This is a genomic window from Clostridium sp. FP1, assembly GCF_011065975.2.
In the GTDB taxonomy this organism is placed as follows: Bacteria; Bacillota; Clostridia; order Clostridiales; family Clostridiaceae; genus Clostridium_AD; species Clostridium_AD tagluense.
Map to the genome: position 1 here is coordinate 1,064,378 of NZ_JAAMNJ020000001.1, position 16,068 is coordinate 1,080,445.

General features: G+C 30.7%; 11 protein-coding genes and 1 pseudogene. 10 read left to right on the top strand and 2 right to left on the bottom strand.

Features of this window, described 5'->3' with window-relative positions; all coding sequences use genetic code 11:
• The first annotated feature begins 100 nt into the window (after positions 1 to 100).
• The 7 genes from G9F70_RS05245 to G9F70_RS05275 all read left to right on the top strand — a co-directional run bounded on the left by G9F70_RS05245 (position 101) and on the right by G9F70_RS05275 (position 11,437).
• Positions 101 to 889, top strand: a complete 789-nt coding sequence (locus tag G9F70_RS05245) for a tryptophan-rich sensory protein (protein WP_164947819.1) — start codon at positions 101 to 103, stop codon at positions 887 to 889.
• A gap of 257 nt (positions 890 to 1,146) precedes the next feature.
• The gene (locus tag G9F70_RS05250) at positions 1,147 to 1,728 is read left to right on the top strand and encodes an RQC-minor-1 family DNA-binding protein (RefSeq protein WP_164947818.1); all 582 of its coding nucleotides are present in this window, start codon (positions 1,147 to 1,149) and stop codon (positions 1,726 to 1,728) included.
• A gap of 278 nt (positions 1,729 to 2,006) precedes the next feature.
• Complete coding sequence (locus tag G9F70_RS05255; protein WP_164947817.1) at positions 2,007 to 3,389, top strand: AAA family ATPase; 1,383 nt, start codon at positions 2,007 to 2,009, stop codon at positions 3,387 to 3,389.
• Positions 3,376 to 4,074, top strand: a complete 699-nt coding sequence (locus G9F70_RS05260; RefSeq protein ID WP_164947816.1) for a hypothetical protein — start codon at positions 3,376 to 3,378, stop codon at positions 4,072 to 4,074. The genes G9F70_RS05255 and G9F70_RS05260 overlap by 14 nt, the downstream gene beginning before the upstream one ends.
• A gap of 391 nt (positions 4,075 to 4,465) precedes the next feature.
• Positions 4,466 to 8,383: an AAA domain-containing protein gene (locus G9F70_RS05265; protein WP_164947815.1), complete on the top strand. Its 3,918-nt coding sequence runs from the start codon at positions 4,466 to 4,468 to the stop codon at positions 8,381 to 8,383.
• 534 nt (positions 8,384 to 8,917) lie between these two features.
• On the top strand, positions 8,918 to 10,144 hold the full coding sequence (locus G9F70_RS05270; protein WP_164947814.1) for a MerR family transcriptional regulator: 1,227 nt from the start codon (positions 8,918 to 8,920) through the stop codon (positions 10,142 to 10,144).
• A gap of 276 nt (positions 10,145 to 10,420) precedes the next feature.
• On the top strand, positions 10,421 to 11,437 hold the full coding sequence (locus G9F70_RS05275; protein ID WP_164947813.1) for an alpha/beta hydrolase: 1,017 nt from the start codon (positions 10,421 to 10,423) through the stop codon (positions 11,435 to 11,437).
• A gap of 245 nt (positions 11,438 to 11,682) precedes the next feature.
• Here G9F70_RS05275 and G9F70_RS05280 read toward each other — a convergent pair whose 3' ends face one another.
• Entirely contained in the window at positions 11,683 to 12,144 is a 462-nt protein-coding gene (locus tag G9F70_RS05280) for a Fic family protein (protein ID WP_164947812.1), read from the bottom strand.
• A 284-nt stretch (positions 12,145 to 12,428) separates the two neighbouring features.
• Here G9F70_RS05280 and G9F70_RS05285 point away from each other — a divergent pair, with 284 nt between their 5' ends.
• A complete protein-coding gene (locus G9F70_RS05285) occupies positions 12,429 to 12,800 on the top strand; it encodes a hypothetical protein (RefSeq protein ID WP_224617429.1) in 372 nt (123 codons plus the stop codon).
• A 208-nt stretch (positions 12,801 to 13,008) separates the two neighbouring features.
• On the opposite strand, the pseudogene G9F70_RS05290 reads toward G9F70_RS05285, so the two are convergent.
• A pseudogene (locus G9F70_RS05290) lies at positions 13,009 to 13,260 on the bottom strand (FliB family protein); the annotation flags it as partial.
• A 90-nt stretch (positions 13,261 to 13,350) separates the two neighbouring features.
• On the opposite strand from G9F70_RS05290, the gene G9F70_RS05295 reads away from it, so the two are divergent.
• Positions 13,351 to 14,604: an ATP-dependent DNA helicase gene (locus G9F70_RS05295; RefSeq protein WP_224617431.1), complete on the top strand. Its 1,254-nt coding sequence runs from the start codon at positions 13,351 to 13,353 to the stop codon at positions 14,602 to 14,604.
• 144 nt (positions 14,605 to 14,748) lie between these two features.
• Positions 14,749 to 15,249 (top strand): hypothetical protein, encoded by a 501-nt coding sequence (locus G9F70_RS05300; RefSeq protein WP_164947726.1) that lies wholly within the window; start codon positions 14,749 to 14,751, stop codon positions 15,247 to 15,249.
• The last annotated feature ends 819 nt before the right edge of the window (positions 15,250 to 16,068 follow it).

Below are 16,068 nucleotides of genomic sequence, written 5' to 3' on the forward strand. Positions count from 1 at the left end.
ACAGTCCAAAAGCTAAAAAGCAAGAAGGATATTTATGGTATATTTAAGTAAAATAAGAGTAAAATTATAGATAATAACAAAATTGGAAGGTGAGTTAATAATGTCACAAGAAACATACGTAAAAGTTCTAAAAATTTTCACTGTGCTAAGTTTTATTCTAATGGTTACTGTTAATGCATTAGCAAACATTTTACCCATTAATGGTATAACAACTGGTGGAGTTTCAGATTCATATCCTAATCTATTTGCACCTGCTGGAATTACCTTTGCAATATGGGGACTAATATACCTATTGCTTGCTGGATTTGTAGTTTATCAGCTAGGTCTTTTTAAGGGGGCTGATACTAAAGCTATAGTTAAGCTTATTGGCGGTTATTTTATTATATCTTCAATAGCCAATATAGCCTGGATATTCAGTTGGCAGTATAAAATCATTCCACTTTCTATGATTTTAATGATTGTAATACTGGTTTGCTTAATTAAAGTTAATATTAAAATAAACTCCACACAACTAACATTGAAGGAGAAATTATTTGTAAAACTTCCTTTTAGCGTTTATTTTGGGTGGATAACTGTAGCAACAATAGCTAATGCCTCCACACTGCTTGTTAGTTTAGGCTGGAATGGTTGGAGCATATCTGAACAAATTTGGACAATTGTTATTTTATTTGTTGGGCTTATTATTGGTATGACTACAACATTAAAAAATAAAGATATCCCATATGGCATAGTTATATTTTGGGCTTATTTAGGTATACTCATCAAACATGTTTCCTCAAGTGGGTTTGCAGGTAAGTATCCTGGAATTATAACTACGCTAATCATTTCATTAGTTGTTATTTTCATATGCATATTATATGTTGCAAAGAAGGTAAGGGATATTGCATAACTGTTTTGACCATAACAATTATAATATAGTTTAACATATCTTATTTGAAAAAAAAATATTTATTTGTAGAATAGTTCAGCCTGCATATGTATTTGGACAATAGAATAATTACCACCATTGACTTTAAAAGGGGGAGACTGACTTCTATCCTTTATGGTGAGCCTATGTCCATTAGGCTAGAACTTATTCACTGTTTTTACCATGTTGCAGTTATCTTAATGATGGTTAAAAAAATGTTTTTATAGAAAGGAAATAGTATGAGCAGAAGAGTGCAAAAAGTTAGAGTTAACATTGATAGTAAAGATGTAAGAGAAATACCTATGGAAGATATTAAAGCAATAATTAGGGGAGCGGATGACTTAATTATGAGCGGTGGCAGAAACTTACTTGCTAGAATTTTAAAAGGTTCTAAAGAAAAGAAGCTGTTAGAGTTAAAGCTAAATGAAAGCCCTGTATATGGATATTTCAAGGAATTAAAAATAGATAATATTTTAGCTAGGGTGGATTGGTGTATTGAAAATGAGTACCTGGATATTGAATATGATTATAGACTTCCGCTATTGATTTATACTAAAAAGGGATGGGAAATTGAAAAAGACATATATTCTGATGAATTTCTTCAAAAAATAAATGAAGTATGTTTTACTAAAAATTATGATTTTGTTTTACAACTTAAAGATAGAAATCGAGAATTGATAGTTATGCTTCTTGATAAAATAGTAGCAACAGGGAGTAGACAATACATACCAGTACTTGAGGCTTGGGGAAAGATAGAATATAAAAAGGTACAAAATAAGATTAATGGTATCATTAAAAAGCTTAATGAAAATATTATGTAAAGTGGCCACTTGCCATGTGGGTGGAAGCTCAGTGGATGAATGGGCTGTAGATCAAGTACTAATATAAGAAATAAATATAACTAACTGAAAAATATGTAAAATCACTAGATAGATATAGAGAAAGTTTTATTAAATTAAAAATAAATATCAGTGTGATGAATATAATGAATTTAAATATGGTACAATATAAATATAAGAACATTTTGTATCGATTTAACTAAAAACATTGAATTTTTACAAGGTCTATTATATAATTTGCTCATATGGGAGTTGATTTTATGAAAAAAACAATTATTAGAATACAAAGTATTGAATTAGAAGGTTTCAAGAACATCCAAAAGGGATCTATTGACTTATTAAGTTATAGACAAAAAAAATACTATAGCTCTAAATCAGATATAATTGGAATTTACGGTCAGAATGGCTCAGGGAAAACAGCCATAATCGAAGCATTTAAATTATTTAAAACAATTGCCAGTGGTAATAAATTACCCGAGGATATTAAAAATTATATTCACCAATTAGAAGATATAGCAACATTGAAATTTATCTTTTATATTGAAAGGGAAGAAAAAAAGTTCTTAGTATATTATGATTTTTCTTTAAGAAAAAAAGAAGGTCAAGCTGAATTATATAATGAGAAATTAAGCTATTCCCAAATAGATGAAGATAATAAAAAAAGAAAAATTGATATAATAGAATATACTATGGATTCGAAAGATGCCTCTATTTCTCCTAAATTACGTTATAATGAATTAATAAAAAATAAAAAAGAAAATGAATTTGATATAGAAGTATGCAAAAGGCTATCAATTAAGGAAAAAACTTCATTTATATTTAATGATAGCTTAGAAGAAATTTTTAAAAGCAATTCTAATAATCTTGATTATTTCACTATTATTACTTCTATAAAACATTTTGCAAGAGTGAATTTATTTGTAATAACAAATGAACATTCAGCTACTATTAGCCTTAATTTTATGGCATTAAGTTTTAGAATGGAAAACAATGATGGCGTAACTAGTGGAGATATTGCAATTAACTTATTAGGTCCATCTAACGTAGATAAAAGAAGTTATGATATAGTTATTCAAATTATGAAACAGTTAAATATTGTACTAAGTACAATTATTCCTAATTTACAATTAGAAATTAAAAATTTAGGGAATGAATTATCAGAAAATGGAGAAGAGACTACCAAAATAGAGTTACTTTCTATTAGAAAAGACATAAAAATTCCCCTTAAATATGAGTCAGAGGGTATAAAGAAAATAATTTCTATTTTAAGTACATTGATCTCAATGTTTAATAACCCATCAATTTGTTTAATTGTCGATGAACTTGATGCTGGTATATTTGAGTATTTATTAGGTGAATTGTTAAAAATAATTGAGCAAAGAGGAAAAGGACAGTTTATCTTTACTTCTCATAATCTGCGTGCTTTAGAAATGCTAGACAAAGAGTCATTGGTATTTAGTACTGCAAATCCCAAAAATAGATTTATGAGATTGCCTAGTATAAAAACTAATAACAACCTTCGAAATGTTTATTTACGCGGGGTTGATTTAGGTGGACTTAGTGAGTGTATTTACGAAGAGACTAATAGTTTCGAGATTGCTCATGCCTTTAGAAAAGCAGGTGACATTTTTGGGGAAGAGTAGTAAAATAATTTTATTTATCGTTGAGGGGATTACAGATGAAATATCATTATCTTTGGTTCTTTCTAAAATCATTGAAAAAAATAAAATCTTAAAATTTAAAATTATAAATGGAGATATTACGACGCAAAATGGTGTGGATACAAGTAACATACTTATGAAAATAACAGAAAATATAAAGGAGTTTGTTGCGAGAGATATTTATAAAAAAAGTGATATTTTGAATGTTATTCATTTAGCAGATACAGATGGGGCATATATTGATGATGATTTGATTTTAGAAAAAGATATTGAAAGTATTGAGTATGACACACAAAATATATTTGCTAAGAATGTAGCATATATTAAAAAAAGGAATAAACAAAAATCACAGATACTGAGCAAATTAGCTAATACAAATACCATATATAAAGATTTACCATATAGAGTATATTTCTTTTCTTCTAACCTAGAACATGTGTTGCATAATCGGCAATGTGTTAAAGAAGCAGAAAAGAGCAAATATGCTGATAAATTTGAAGATAGGTTTGACACCAATCCAATTAGGTTTATTGAATTTATGAATAGTCCAGAATTCGCATTAACTGGAGAATATAAAGATACTTGGGATTTTATAAAAAAAGATACTAATTCGTTAAAACGATACACTAATTTTAATCTATATCTCAACAAAATAAAAACTGAATAATCTAGCTAGACACCGTAAATGAAAAGAAAAGGATTAAGGCATAAATATAATGCCGTAATCCTTTTATTTTTATTAGCAATAGATATTGTGCGCTTCACTACCAATATCTAAAAGGTGAGAGGAATCTTTTGAAAATTGGAAATGAATTTCCGGCTTTTGTTGATATTGCTCCGTACCCTGAGGTGGTAGTAATAACAGTGAGTTTTTCCTTTTTAATATTAGCATAGTGAGTGATATCTACTTAATTAATGTACAAAGTAAAATTGAATTTAGAATAATGTAAAATGATTGCAATTAATAAGAACAAGATATAAGATTAAACGGAAGAATTCATATAACAATGATAAAGAATGCCTAGACAAATAAATTGGATTCTAAAATAGGAGATGAAATGAAAGAAATATTAGAGAAATATAGTACACGGTTAGTTAATATTAGTGCAAGAAACCGAAGTCTGGTTCTTAAAAAGCTCTATAAAAAAAGATCCTTTGATATTATGAGACTTAGTGAATTTAATGAGAAAATTAGTGAAGAATTAATTGAATTCTTAAGAGTTAGAAGTAATAAGGAAATACAGATATCAGAAGATCCATATGAATGGTATAATACGGAGTTAAAAAAGCTAAAGGAAGAACATAAGAAAACCAGTGAGAAAGCAGAATGCAAGATAAGGGAATTAGAAGATTTTTCAGAAATGAAATTAATGGAACACCAGCAAAAACATAATGATATGTTTCAGGAATCAGAGCAAAAGTTAAGCAGAAAACAGGAAAGACTAACAGGATATTCTAGTAGCATTAAAACACTTATGAAAGAGATTAAAAGTACAGAAAAAGAAACAGGAAGATATGAATTATATATAGGATATCCTTTTGTAGAAGGGTATTTTAAAGATAAGACCTATACAAAAGCACCAATATTTTTATTCCCTATAGAGGTTAATAAAAAGGGTGATAAATGGTATATAAAAAATAAAGTAGATAGTCCAGTGATTTTAAATAAGGTATTCTTAATAGCATATGCAAAGTTTAATGAAGAAAAAATAGCGGATATTGAAACTGAATATAGCGATTTACTTAATTTTGGGGATGACTTAATCAAAGGTGTAATTGAAGAATTAAAAAAAGTTAATATTATTATATCCTTCGAGGAGTCTGAGACAATTAGGTTTAAAGAGATTTTAAAGGACACTGAGCTTAATTATAAGTTAGGAGAACTTGTAACTAGAAATAATATTGTAATGGGTCACTTTAATATAGCAAACTCTATTTATAATGATTATAAAGAGATGGAAAGTAAGGGTTTAAGCAATGACTTAATGTGTAAGTTGCTTAAAAATGAAGAAACTAGTGAAGCCAACGTAGACGTAGAAATTAATTGTGAAAGTGAAAGAAAAGATATCCTAGAAAAGGATTATTATTTTATTTCGGATTTGGACTATAGTCAAGAAATTGCAGTTAAAAGAGCAGAAGAAAATTCCCAGTTAGTTATTTATGGACCGCCAGGAACAGGTAAGTCTCAGACCATAGTAAATATAGTTTCACAATATTTAAGTCAAGGAAAGAAAGTACTTATGGTTTCTCAAAAGAAGGCAGCTTTAGATGTAATCTACAATCGCTGTGCTAAAATCAATTCAAAAATGATAATGTTCAATAAAGATGTGGATAAAAAACGATTTTATTCAACTGTTGCAAGTAGAATTGAATCCTTAGAAATGAAGAATTTAAACTCAGAGGAAATATTAGCTATGGCAGAGGTTATAGATAAAAGATTAGAAAAACTTGAAGCCTTAGGAAATGTATTAACTAAAGAACAAGCCTTTGGATTAACACTGCAAAAGATGTATAGTACTAATAGAATTGTAATGGAAAAAGAAGATAATTTAGATAAATTCTTTAGGGATTTTAGAAAATCATATCCTTTTGAAAAGCTTGGATATAAAGAGTTAGTTAATATATGCAATTCTTTACTGGTAGAGGAAAAAGCTCATAAGTTCTATAGATTAAAGAATATAGCAGGAGATAATAAATATTCACTATACATAAAAGACAATATTGATATTTATGATTTAGAAGATTCCATACATGAGATAGAAAGTTTATTAGAATTATACGAAAGTTATTTAAAAGAATTAAAAGATAAGGTTAAGTATTTCTCTCATTCAAAGGACTTAGCCATTAATAATAGCTCACTAAATGAAAGTGCTAGAAAGATAAATGAAGGTGAGAATGGTCAACTACTAGAAAAGCTAACTAATGGTTCGAAATTCAGAATAAGCTATTGGTTAAACTTAAAGAAAAATAAAGCTATTGAGGAAGAAAACTTAAGACTATTTGAAGAAAAGCAAAGAGAGATTGTTAAAAAACTTGAAGCTGAAGTTGCCAGCATAAAAAAGGTAACTGAAAAATTTGAATTTTTAAAGACTGTAATAATTTCAGATGAGTTTGATAAAATAGTCTCAAATTTTGATAATAATGTAGAGACTTTAGTGAGTTTAAATTTAATATTTAATATTCTAAGTAAATATGATGAAATAAGTTCATTAAAAGGTACAGTTAACGATATTAAAGAGAATCAAATAATAGTATTAGATTATATTTATTCTAAGGAAGATAAATTTGAAAAGGCCTACGAAATATTATCTAAATTACCTGCACTAGCTACTCAGGTTCATATTTCGAGACTACAACGTGAATATGCTAGAGAACTAGAAGGAATAGAAAATTTTGAAACTATAAGGAAAGAAATATCTGAGGCTATGATTAATAAGAGAAAAGCTGTGCCGCAGTATATAAATCAAAAATGGGATAATATTGCTTTAGAAAATAAGCTGTGTAATGAAAAGCTTTGGAAAGAAATGTACAGACAGTGTACCAAGAAGAGTCAGCTCCTTCATATTAGAGAGTTTGTATCAAGATTTTCTGATAGTATCTTTGAGCTGTATCCCTGCTGGTTATTATCACCTGAGTCAGTTTCAGAGGTATTACCCTTAGTAAATGGTTTATTCGATATAATTATATTTGATGAAGCTTCTCAAATATTCATTGAATCTGCAGTGCCCACAGTATATAGAGGTAAAAAAGTAGTAGTTGCAGGAGATGATAGGCAGCTAAGACCATCATCAACATTTAGTGGCAAATATGATGAGGAAGAAGAAGGCGAGGATATAGAAACTGCTGCAGCATTAGAGGTAGAAAGTCTCTTAGACCTAGCAAAATATAGCTTTGTATCAACGTCGCTCTATTATCACTATAGGTCAAAATATGATGAACTGATTAATTTTTCTAACTATGCCTTCTATGGTGGAAAGCTTGAGGTTTCACCAAATACCTCTAAGACAAATAAAGAAGGAGTTTGCCCTATAGAGAGAATTAAAGTGACCGGTAAATGGATTAATAGAACAAATGCTGAAGAGGCAATGGAAGTTGTTAGATTAGTTAAGGATATTCTTAATAATAGAAAAGAAAATGAAACTATTGGTGTAATTACTTTTAATATTACTCAAAGGGATTTAATTGACGATCTTTTAGAGATAGAAGCAGGCAAAGATCCTGACTTTGGTAAGATGTATTATGGGGAGAGTGACAGAGTAGAAAATAATGAGGACTTTAGCTTATTTGTAAAGAATATTGAAAATGTGCAAGGAGATGAAAGAGACATTATAATATTCTCTACGGCTTACGCAAAGAATGAAAATGGAAGAGTAGTGGCTAGCTTTGGTTCCTTATCTCAAGATGGCGGAGAAAATAGATTAAATGTTGCTATCAGTAGAGCTAAGAAAAAGGTTTATCTTGTTACTTCCATAGAACCAGAGGATTTAAATGTTGATTCATCAAAGAACAATGGACCTAAATTATTTAAAAAGTACCTTCAATATGTAAAAGCAGTTTCAGAAGGTAATGAAAAACAAGCACAGGGGATACTTTATAGCGTATGTGATTCTGGAACTTCAAGAAATGAAGAAGATCATTTTGATTCAGATTTTGAAAACCAAGTTTGTGATGCTCTTAAGAAAGAAGGCTTAATTGTTGATACTCAAATAGGGGTATCTGGTTATAAGATAGACTTAGCAGTATATGACAGGTTAAGTTCTAAGTATATTCTAGGGATTGAATGTGATGGTGCAGCCTTCCACTCATCTAAGTCTGCCAGAGAGCGGGATATTTATAGGCAGCGGTATCTTGAAAGTAGAGGGTGGAATATTATTAGAATTTGGAGTAAAGATTGGTGGACAAGTCCTCAGAGGGAAGTTGAGAGAATTGTGAATAGAGTTGGTGAAATAATGGAGGGAATAAGAATTAACAGGTAATTTTGTATCTTTGATATATTTAAGTATAATGAAAGGCAGTCAATATTATGGTTGGTGCCTTTTGTTATTATTAAGGCGGTTTAGGAAGAGGATATAACGACTCTATTTAAATAGAGTTAATGAAATAATAGAGAGCATAATAACCATCAGGCAACATTAGCAAAACGTGAAAGTAAGTAATGGTATTACCATACTAGATGATACTTCTATTTTAGATAGGCTTATTAACAATGGTGGTCATCTTATGTCTATTAGACTAGAATTTTTTTGCTATTTTTTCCAAGTCACAGTTACCTTAGTGGGTCACATGTTTAAATTAAGACCTTAAAAAGCAAAATAATATTGAAATAACCGTCTAGGGCTAAGATGGCTATTTCTTTTGGCTCAATATAGTTTATAATTATGTTGTATGGGGGTTACTTGTTAAAAATTGGTAAATATAAAGATTTTTTATATAAATTTTTGCTGGCGCTACCTAATTTTTAATATTTCTTATAGCTTTTATAAAATTTTAACTTATCAAAGGAGGAGAAAATGAAAATAGGTAAATTCACTATGCAAAATAATATAACTATTGATGCAGTGAGATACTACATAGAATTGGGGCTAATAATACCTGAAAAAAGTGGAGGACAGTATGACTTTGATGAAAGATGCAAGAGTGATCTTGAAAAAACAATTAAACTTAAAGGCCAAGGGTTTACCCTAAATGAAATTAAAGCAATATTCGTACTTAAGAGGATTGGTAAGCTTACCACATATCAAGAGAATGAATATTATAGGGACATTTATTGTAACAAGAAAATTGAACTTTCTAGTAAAATTAAAGAATTGGAAAGGTTTAGAGATAAATTAGAAGAAACGATAGAGGATCTATCTAAAATAAAATGTATGGATAATTTTAAAATTGGTATAGATATTGAAGCTTTAAAACTATTCACCTGCCTGAAATGTGGAAAAGAGTTGATACTTTCTGATGGAATTATTACAAATAATCAGGTGATGGAAGGCAATCTTAAATGTACTTGTGGTGAAGATTATAAAATTGAAGATGGAATTTTACTAGTTGGAAGCGTACAATCTGAAACTAATTTAAGTGCACAATCTGAAACTAATTTAGATATAGTAGATTATGTTAATTCAACTGATTCAGAATACCTAGATAATGTTTACTCTGGGCTTGAGTATATGAATAAAAAAATACAATTTGAGGAATTAAATAATAAAATTATATTGGAGATAGGTTCTGGTGCAGGTTTCTTTCTAAGGAGTATATATATTGATTTGCCGGATGATTCCTTATATATTGCAGTAGATAATGATTTGAATAGGCATAAATTTTTAAAGTCAATGCTTCAAAAATCTGAGTACAACAAAAGGGTGATATTTTTATGTTGCGATTTTTTAAAAATGCCATTAAAAGATAATTTAGTTGATGTTTTGATAGATTTTAATGGTACAAGTAATTACTCATTTGAACATGAAGAGTTTTTGCTAAATTTAATTGATAAGTCTTTAAAAAGAAAGTTGATTATGATTGCTGCATACATTACATTCAATAATTTTAGCATTGACAGCAGCATTATAGAAAAAGTAAGGAAAAATTTTATTTTAAAAAGTATAAAAAATAATATTTTAAATTTACAATACAATATAATCGATGAAAAAACATCTAAATCAATATCTAAGGGCGGTAAATATGAAAATTATTTTAAGTGCAATGAAGGAATTTCTTCATATATTGTATATGCAAAAAGGTAGCCTTTACACCATGTTTTATTTAAAAAAATGAAAAATTAAGTAAATTAAGCTATTGACGTGGTGTAAAGCCCCTTATCTAAAATATAGATAGGGGGTGTTTTCTATGTTTAAGATATTTTCTTAAGATTCAATTAATAAAAAAGAATTATCTAATTTGTTGATTTTTTCCGGCGCAAAGCTTGTTTCATTATTTGGGAGCGCAATATACGCTTTTGCACTGGGATTGTATGTATTGAAAACTACCGGTTCAGGATTATATTTTAGGGAGGTTATCAGATGGAAATTTACTTTATCTTAGTAATACTAATACTTGGCTTAATATTGACAGGGGCACTTTTCCCAACTTGGACACCTACTATTAAGGGCAAAAACAGTGTTAGGGTATATGAGCAAGTTTCAATAAAAGGCGCTAAACATCAACTTATGATACGAGGTGTAGATAAGAATAACCCTATTTTAGTTTTTGTACATGGTGGGCCAGGGTGTTCGGAAATTCCATATGTAAGAAAATATCAAGATATTTTGGAGCAGAAATTCACCATAGTTCACTACGACCAACGTGGAACTGGCAAATCATATCATTTTTTTGAGGACTACTCAAATTTATCTCCAGAATTACTCGCAGATGACTTAATAGCAGTAACTAGATATATTCGTAAAAGATTTGGAAAGGATAAGGTGCTGTTAGCTGGTCATTCCTTTGGATCTTATATTGGAATGGTGGCTGCTGCAAAAGCACCAGAAAATTATATTGCCTACATCGGAATTGGACAAGTATCAAATTTTAATGAAAGTGAAACAGATTCTTTAAATTATTGCATTGAAGAGGCAAACAAAGCAGCAAATAAAGACGATATTGCAAACCTTGAAAAAATAAGAAGCCAAGTTGAAAAGGGAGATATTTTCGTTCCACGTAATTACATAGGAAAATATGGTGGTGGTTCACGCCTTATTGATGAGGATGGCCTTTATACCAAAGGCCATCTTACAAATCGGGAATACAATTTACTTGACAGAGTTCGTCTTAATTTAGGCGTAAAAAAAAGTGAGGTTATGATTGGTGACTTACTTCAGAATCCTTTGCCAAGTCTTGTTAAAAAGCTTGAAATACCATGTTACTTCCATATGGGACAGTATGATTATAAGGCTTCATCAAAAGCCGCAAAGAATTATTTTGATTCTATTACATCACCTGAAAAAGAATTTATACTATATTTGGAATCAGCGCATTATCCACAATTTGAAGAAAAAGAAAAATTTGCTGAGTGGCTTATTAAGAAATTCTCAAACTAACATATCTTATAAATAATGAGGACTTTCGGTAACTTGAATATATAGAGATATGGGTAGATAGCAAAGAATAACTTCTAGTTATTGTAACGTCCCCCAAGCTAAGATGATTCAAAGACTCATCACAAAATTATGAAAATACAAATTTGGTTATACTTTTAATAAGCTAGGGGTAGCAGTATATTTTAGTTCGATAATAATATAATGTTTCTATTAACGGTTGAGTTTGCTAATTAATTATAAATGCCTTATCTTTTTTCAGAGTAATATTTCTGTTTTGGGCTTGTAGGTTTATCTGGAATTGTTAATTTTAACAAACTACCTTTAATCAAAGGATTCAAAATCGTTGTTCTAAAATATCCTCTATTGTTTAGATTCATAAATGCTTGCATTTCCTCTCTGTTTCTTGGTACTTTACAAAACTCTAAAAGTTTCTTTATTTCATCGGTAGCTTGGTTGGTAACTTGGTTGGCAGCTTGATCATTGACTTCTGAAGTTAATGGAATAATAGTCTTAAACACATCACCCTCAATAAAAGTAGGATCAGCTCCGGAATAAATTTTACTATACTTATATGTATTTCGTACACCCGATCCCAATTCATCCGCCCAGCCTATGTCATTGAAGAATTTTGCTAATGTTGGGTTTTTAGGATAAGGCGAGAAGCTATTAGGATCAATAACCCCGATTTCACGTGCCCTATTATTCATATCCTAATCTATTTGCACCTGCTGGAATTACCTTTGCAATATGGGGACTAATATACCTATTGCTTGCTGGATTTGTAGTTTGTCAACTGGGCCTTTTTAAGGGGGCTGATACTAAAGGTATAGTTAATCTTATTGGCGGTTATTTTATTATATCTTCAATAGCCAATAGGGCCTGGATATTCAGTTGGTAGTATAAAATCATTCCACTTTCCATGATTTTAATGTTTGTAATACTGGTTTGCTTAATTAAAATTAATATCAAAATAAACTCCACACAACTAACATTGAAGGAAAAATTATTTGTAAAACTTCCTTTTAGCGTTTATTTTGGGTGGATTACTCTAGCAACAATAGCTAATGCCTCCACACTGCTTATTAATTTAGGCTGGAATGGTTGGAGCATATCTGAACAAATTTGGACAATAGTTATTTTATTTGTTGGGCTTATTATTGGTATGACTACAACATTAAAAAATAAAGATATCCCATATGGCATAGTTATATTTTGGGCTTATTTAGGTATACTCATCAAACACGTTTCCTCAAGTGGGTTTGCAGGTATGTATCCTGGAATTATAACTACGTTAATCATTTCATTAGTTGTTATTTTCATATGTATATTATATGTTGCAAAGAAGGTAAGAAATATTGCATAACTGTTTTGACAATAACAATTATAATATAGTTTAACATATCTTATTTTAAAAAATTATATTTATTTGTGGTATAGTTCAGCCTGCATTTGGACAATAGAATAATTTCCAGGATTGACTTTAAAATGGGGGTGAAAGGGACAATATTTGTTGCTAGCAATACTTACTCTACTTTTATGAGTGTAGCTAATTTGCTGTACACTAGTCTTTTTTATAGAAGTTTTTTAGCAAATTCCATATTATCCAATTTATTTTCTTTTATATAATTTAGCGAATCAACTAAATATGTTCTATGATGTTCTATGGTCTTTGAGAAAGACTGGACAAATTCAACCATATCTTTTTTGTTATCTTCCTTATTATATAGATATTTCCCAACTAAATAAAATCTAATAAATGAGTATCTTACTAAAAGCAAAATATATCCATCAAATATTGATTCCGATTCATTAAATGGGAACATTACAGATCTTCCAAGGATTTAATTATCGCAGATCATAGTATCTTTTTTCAGGACCTGTGGACAAGGGATGAAAGAATTGCAGATGGTAAAATGCCTATACTTCCAGATTACTCGCTGGTGATTTTTGATGAAGGGCATAAAGTCATACTGCCGGCAGCCATGGGTGCTGGAAGACAAATTCATAAAGAGGATATTGATAATATTATCCTTTCCATAGAGGAAATCCAGGGAGCAAGAACTTCACTGGGTGTAAGTGTAATTGCCTTGGAACAGGCCACTTCTAACTTTTTCGAAAAACTTAATCAAAACGTAATAGATGATGAGCAATCAGAGCGTCTGGCGGTTCGCACCGATGATATACTTCTCAAAGCAGCTGATACTTTTCATAAGGCACTAGATCGGTTGCTCTTAGAGATACAAATCGAGGAAGAGCTATACATAGACGGGCTACCGGAAAGCACGTTACATACCTTTGAAATTCAAATAGAACTATCAATTACAGCCTTAGCTAGGTTTGGTAGGAATAAAGCTAGAGAGGTTATTACTTGGGTAGATAGGGCAGACGGCAGCTTTTGGGTAGTTCCCCGGAATTTGAGCAATATGCTAGATAAACATTTATTTTTGAAAAAATTGCCTGTGGTGTTTACTTCAGGAACTTTAAGTGATGAGGGGGATTTTGGTTATCTTATGAGGACTCTTGGTTTAAAAGATCCATCAATATCAACGGTTGGAAGTCCCTTTGATATTGAGCAGCAGGTGGTGGTTTATTTACATCAGCCATCCTTTGAGGAGACTGACAGTGCCAAGTTTTCACGCAAAATTAAACAATTACTATGTTTGCTGAAAGAAAATGGAGGAAGAGCGCTGATACTTGCGAGCTCTTTGAAGGAAGTCAGGAAAATAAGAAAAGAAATTAGTGGATACGCGCTACCTTTTGAAGTTTTATGGGAGGATAAAGGTGAGCGAGGATACCTTGTCCAAAAGTTTCGTGCGGAAGTTACATCTGTATTAGTAGGTTCTACCTTTTGGGAGGGAATTGATGTGCCCGGGGAGTCTTTATCTCTTGTTGTAGTTTGGCAGCTTCCCTTTCCGTCCCTAGACCCTTTGATTGAAATGAGGCGCAAAGAAGCAGAAGAAGAGGGGATGAATCCACTTATAACCGTTGATTACCCTGAAATGGGATTGAAGTTAAAACAAGGTTGTGGCAGATTAATTAGAACAAAGGATGACCGTGGAGCAATAGCTGTCATGGACCAAGTAATAGGAACCCCATGGGAAAAGGTGGTTATGAGGGCTCTACCTAGAGGATCGAAAATCAAAACTTTGGAACATAGGGAGATTTAAAATACCACACCTTATTCAGCAGATTCAACAGAAGGATCTAACCAGAATTGCGCTGAACAACTATACGATTTGTCGGGTACAGAGTAAGCCTGGCTCCTTTTTTTCTTTTTGTTGGACGCGGGGTTATACAGGGGAGGTATTAATATGTTATATATTGATTTAGAACAAAAATGGAAGCTTAGTATCAGTGGTAGTATGACTACTACGTTAAAAAGGATTTCTGAGGATGAGGATTTTGGTTCTGTGTTTGACTCATGGTACACGGATAAATTTGAAATGAACGATGGAAAGCTACAGTTTGTTAAGAGAATTACTGATGAAAGATTTAATGTAGAGGAGGAGCTCTTAGAGGATATTAAGAAAGTGTTTGAAGAGAGGTACCTTAAAAAGATAGAGAAGTTAAAGGGTAATACTGTAGAGAGGGTTAAAAAGCAAAAGGTGCAGCCAGCTATAGATAAACAGATGAAGTATGCGAGGAAGCTTTACAAAAAGGTTTATGGAGAAGTAAAGGGCTTTGATGATAAAGAGTATAGTGAGCATGAGATGGTTTTGATAATTGGGGATCTAGTGGAAAGAGTGGATAAGATGCAACAAGAGAATTGTGAAGAATGCGCGGTTATAGAGTTGAGTAATTTTAGGAATTAACAAAAGACATTGAGTTACCGATTTTTGCGTGTGTCTCGATATCTTTTATTATATATAGGAGTTTTTAAATCACACCAAACGTAGTTTAGGGCATGTTTTTTGCCCTAAACTACGTTTGGTAGTAGGGGTAAGGAAACGATTTGTGCAAGAAACAGTCATAAGACATCATTTTTTATTTTTAATAAACTGTAAAACAAAAAAGGGTTGTAAGCCTTACTCCCCAAAATTCTTGAATTGTAAACATATTCAAATTAAATGTGCAAAAATAATATAATATTTTCTTATCAAAAATCTTAGTATATAAGATTTAAATTGCTCATAAATACCGTTGGAAAATCCATTAAAATGGTTATTAAAATCAAATTTTGAATGTATAAAATAAGTTTTAATCCGAAAAACCTATAGTATGAATTCTAAGTCAGAATGTTTTGATAAAAAAAATTGGTAATAACTGTATTAACGTATATTTTCCGCGTTTTGCGAGCACTACCCCATTAAGCAATTATATTTACTAGAATCCGTTCATTTGTATTTAATTGATTGAGTACTAGTAAATTGGTACAATGAGTAACAAGCTTAGGCTAGTGACCTTCCTATAATGCAGTAAAATTAATTAAATTTTTGAGTTTACTTTTAGCATGATATTGATATAGTATATATAGAAGTTATATTTTATAACTTGAGGAGCTAATGGATGACGCTCTTTTCCCTAGTGAGGGACAATAATACCATGATCGCTTGACTGTTGGGCGATACACAGTCTGTTATCCCATTATATTGCTTTTAGCAAACAATAACTTCTAGTTATTGTAACGTCCC

Excerpts from the sequence above, each read along its gene's own strand:
- G9F70_RS05265 (WP_164947815.1), top strand. The coding sequence starts at position 4,466 with ATGAAAGAAATATTAGAGAAATATAGTACACGGTTAGTTAATATTAGT.
- G9F70_RS05300 (WP_164947726.1), top strand. The coding sequence starts at position 14,749 with ATGTTATATATTGATTTAGAACAAAAATGGAAGCTTAGTATCAGTGGT.
- G9F70_RS05295 (WP_224617431.1), top strand. The coding sequence starts at position 13,351 with ATGCCTATACTTCCAGATTACTCGCTGGTGATTTTTGATGAAGGGCAT.
- G9F70_RS05255 (WP_164947817.1), top strand. The coding sequence starts at position 2,007 with ATGAAAAAAACAATTATTAGAATACAAAGTATTGAATTAGAAGGTTTC.
- G9F70_RS05275 (WP_164947813.1), top strand. The coding sequence starts at position 10,421 with ATGGAAATTTACTTTATCTTAGTAATACTAATACTTGGCTTAATATTG.
- G9F70_RS05270 (WP_164947814.1), top strand. The coding sequence starts at position 8,918 with ATGAAAATAGGTAAATTCACTATGCAAAATAATATAACTATTGATGCA.
- G9F70_RS05245 (WP_164947819.1), top strand. The coding sequence starts at position 101 with ATGTCACAAGAAACATACGTAAAAGTTCTAAAAATTTTCACTGTGCTA.
- G9F70_RS05280 (WP_164947812.1), bottom strand. The coding sequence starts at position 12,144 with ATGAATAATAGGGCACGTGAAATCGGGGTTATTGATCCTAATAGCTTC.
- G9F70_RS05250 (WP_164947818.1), top strand. The coding sequence starts at position 1,147 with ATGAGCAGAAGAGTGCAAAAAGTTAGAGTTAACATTGATAGTAAAGAT.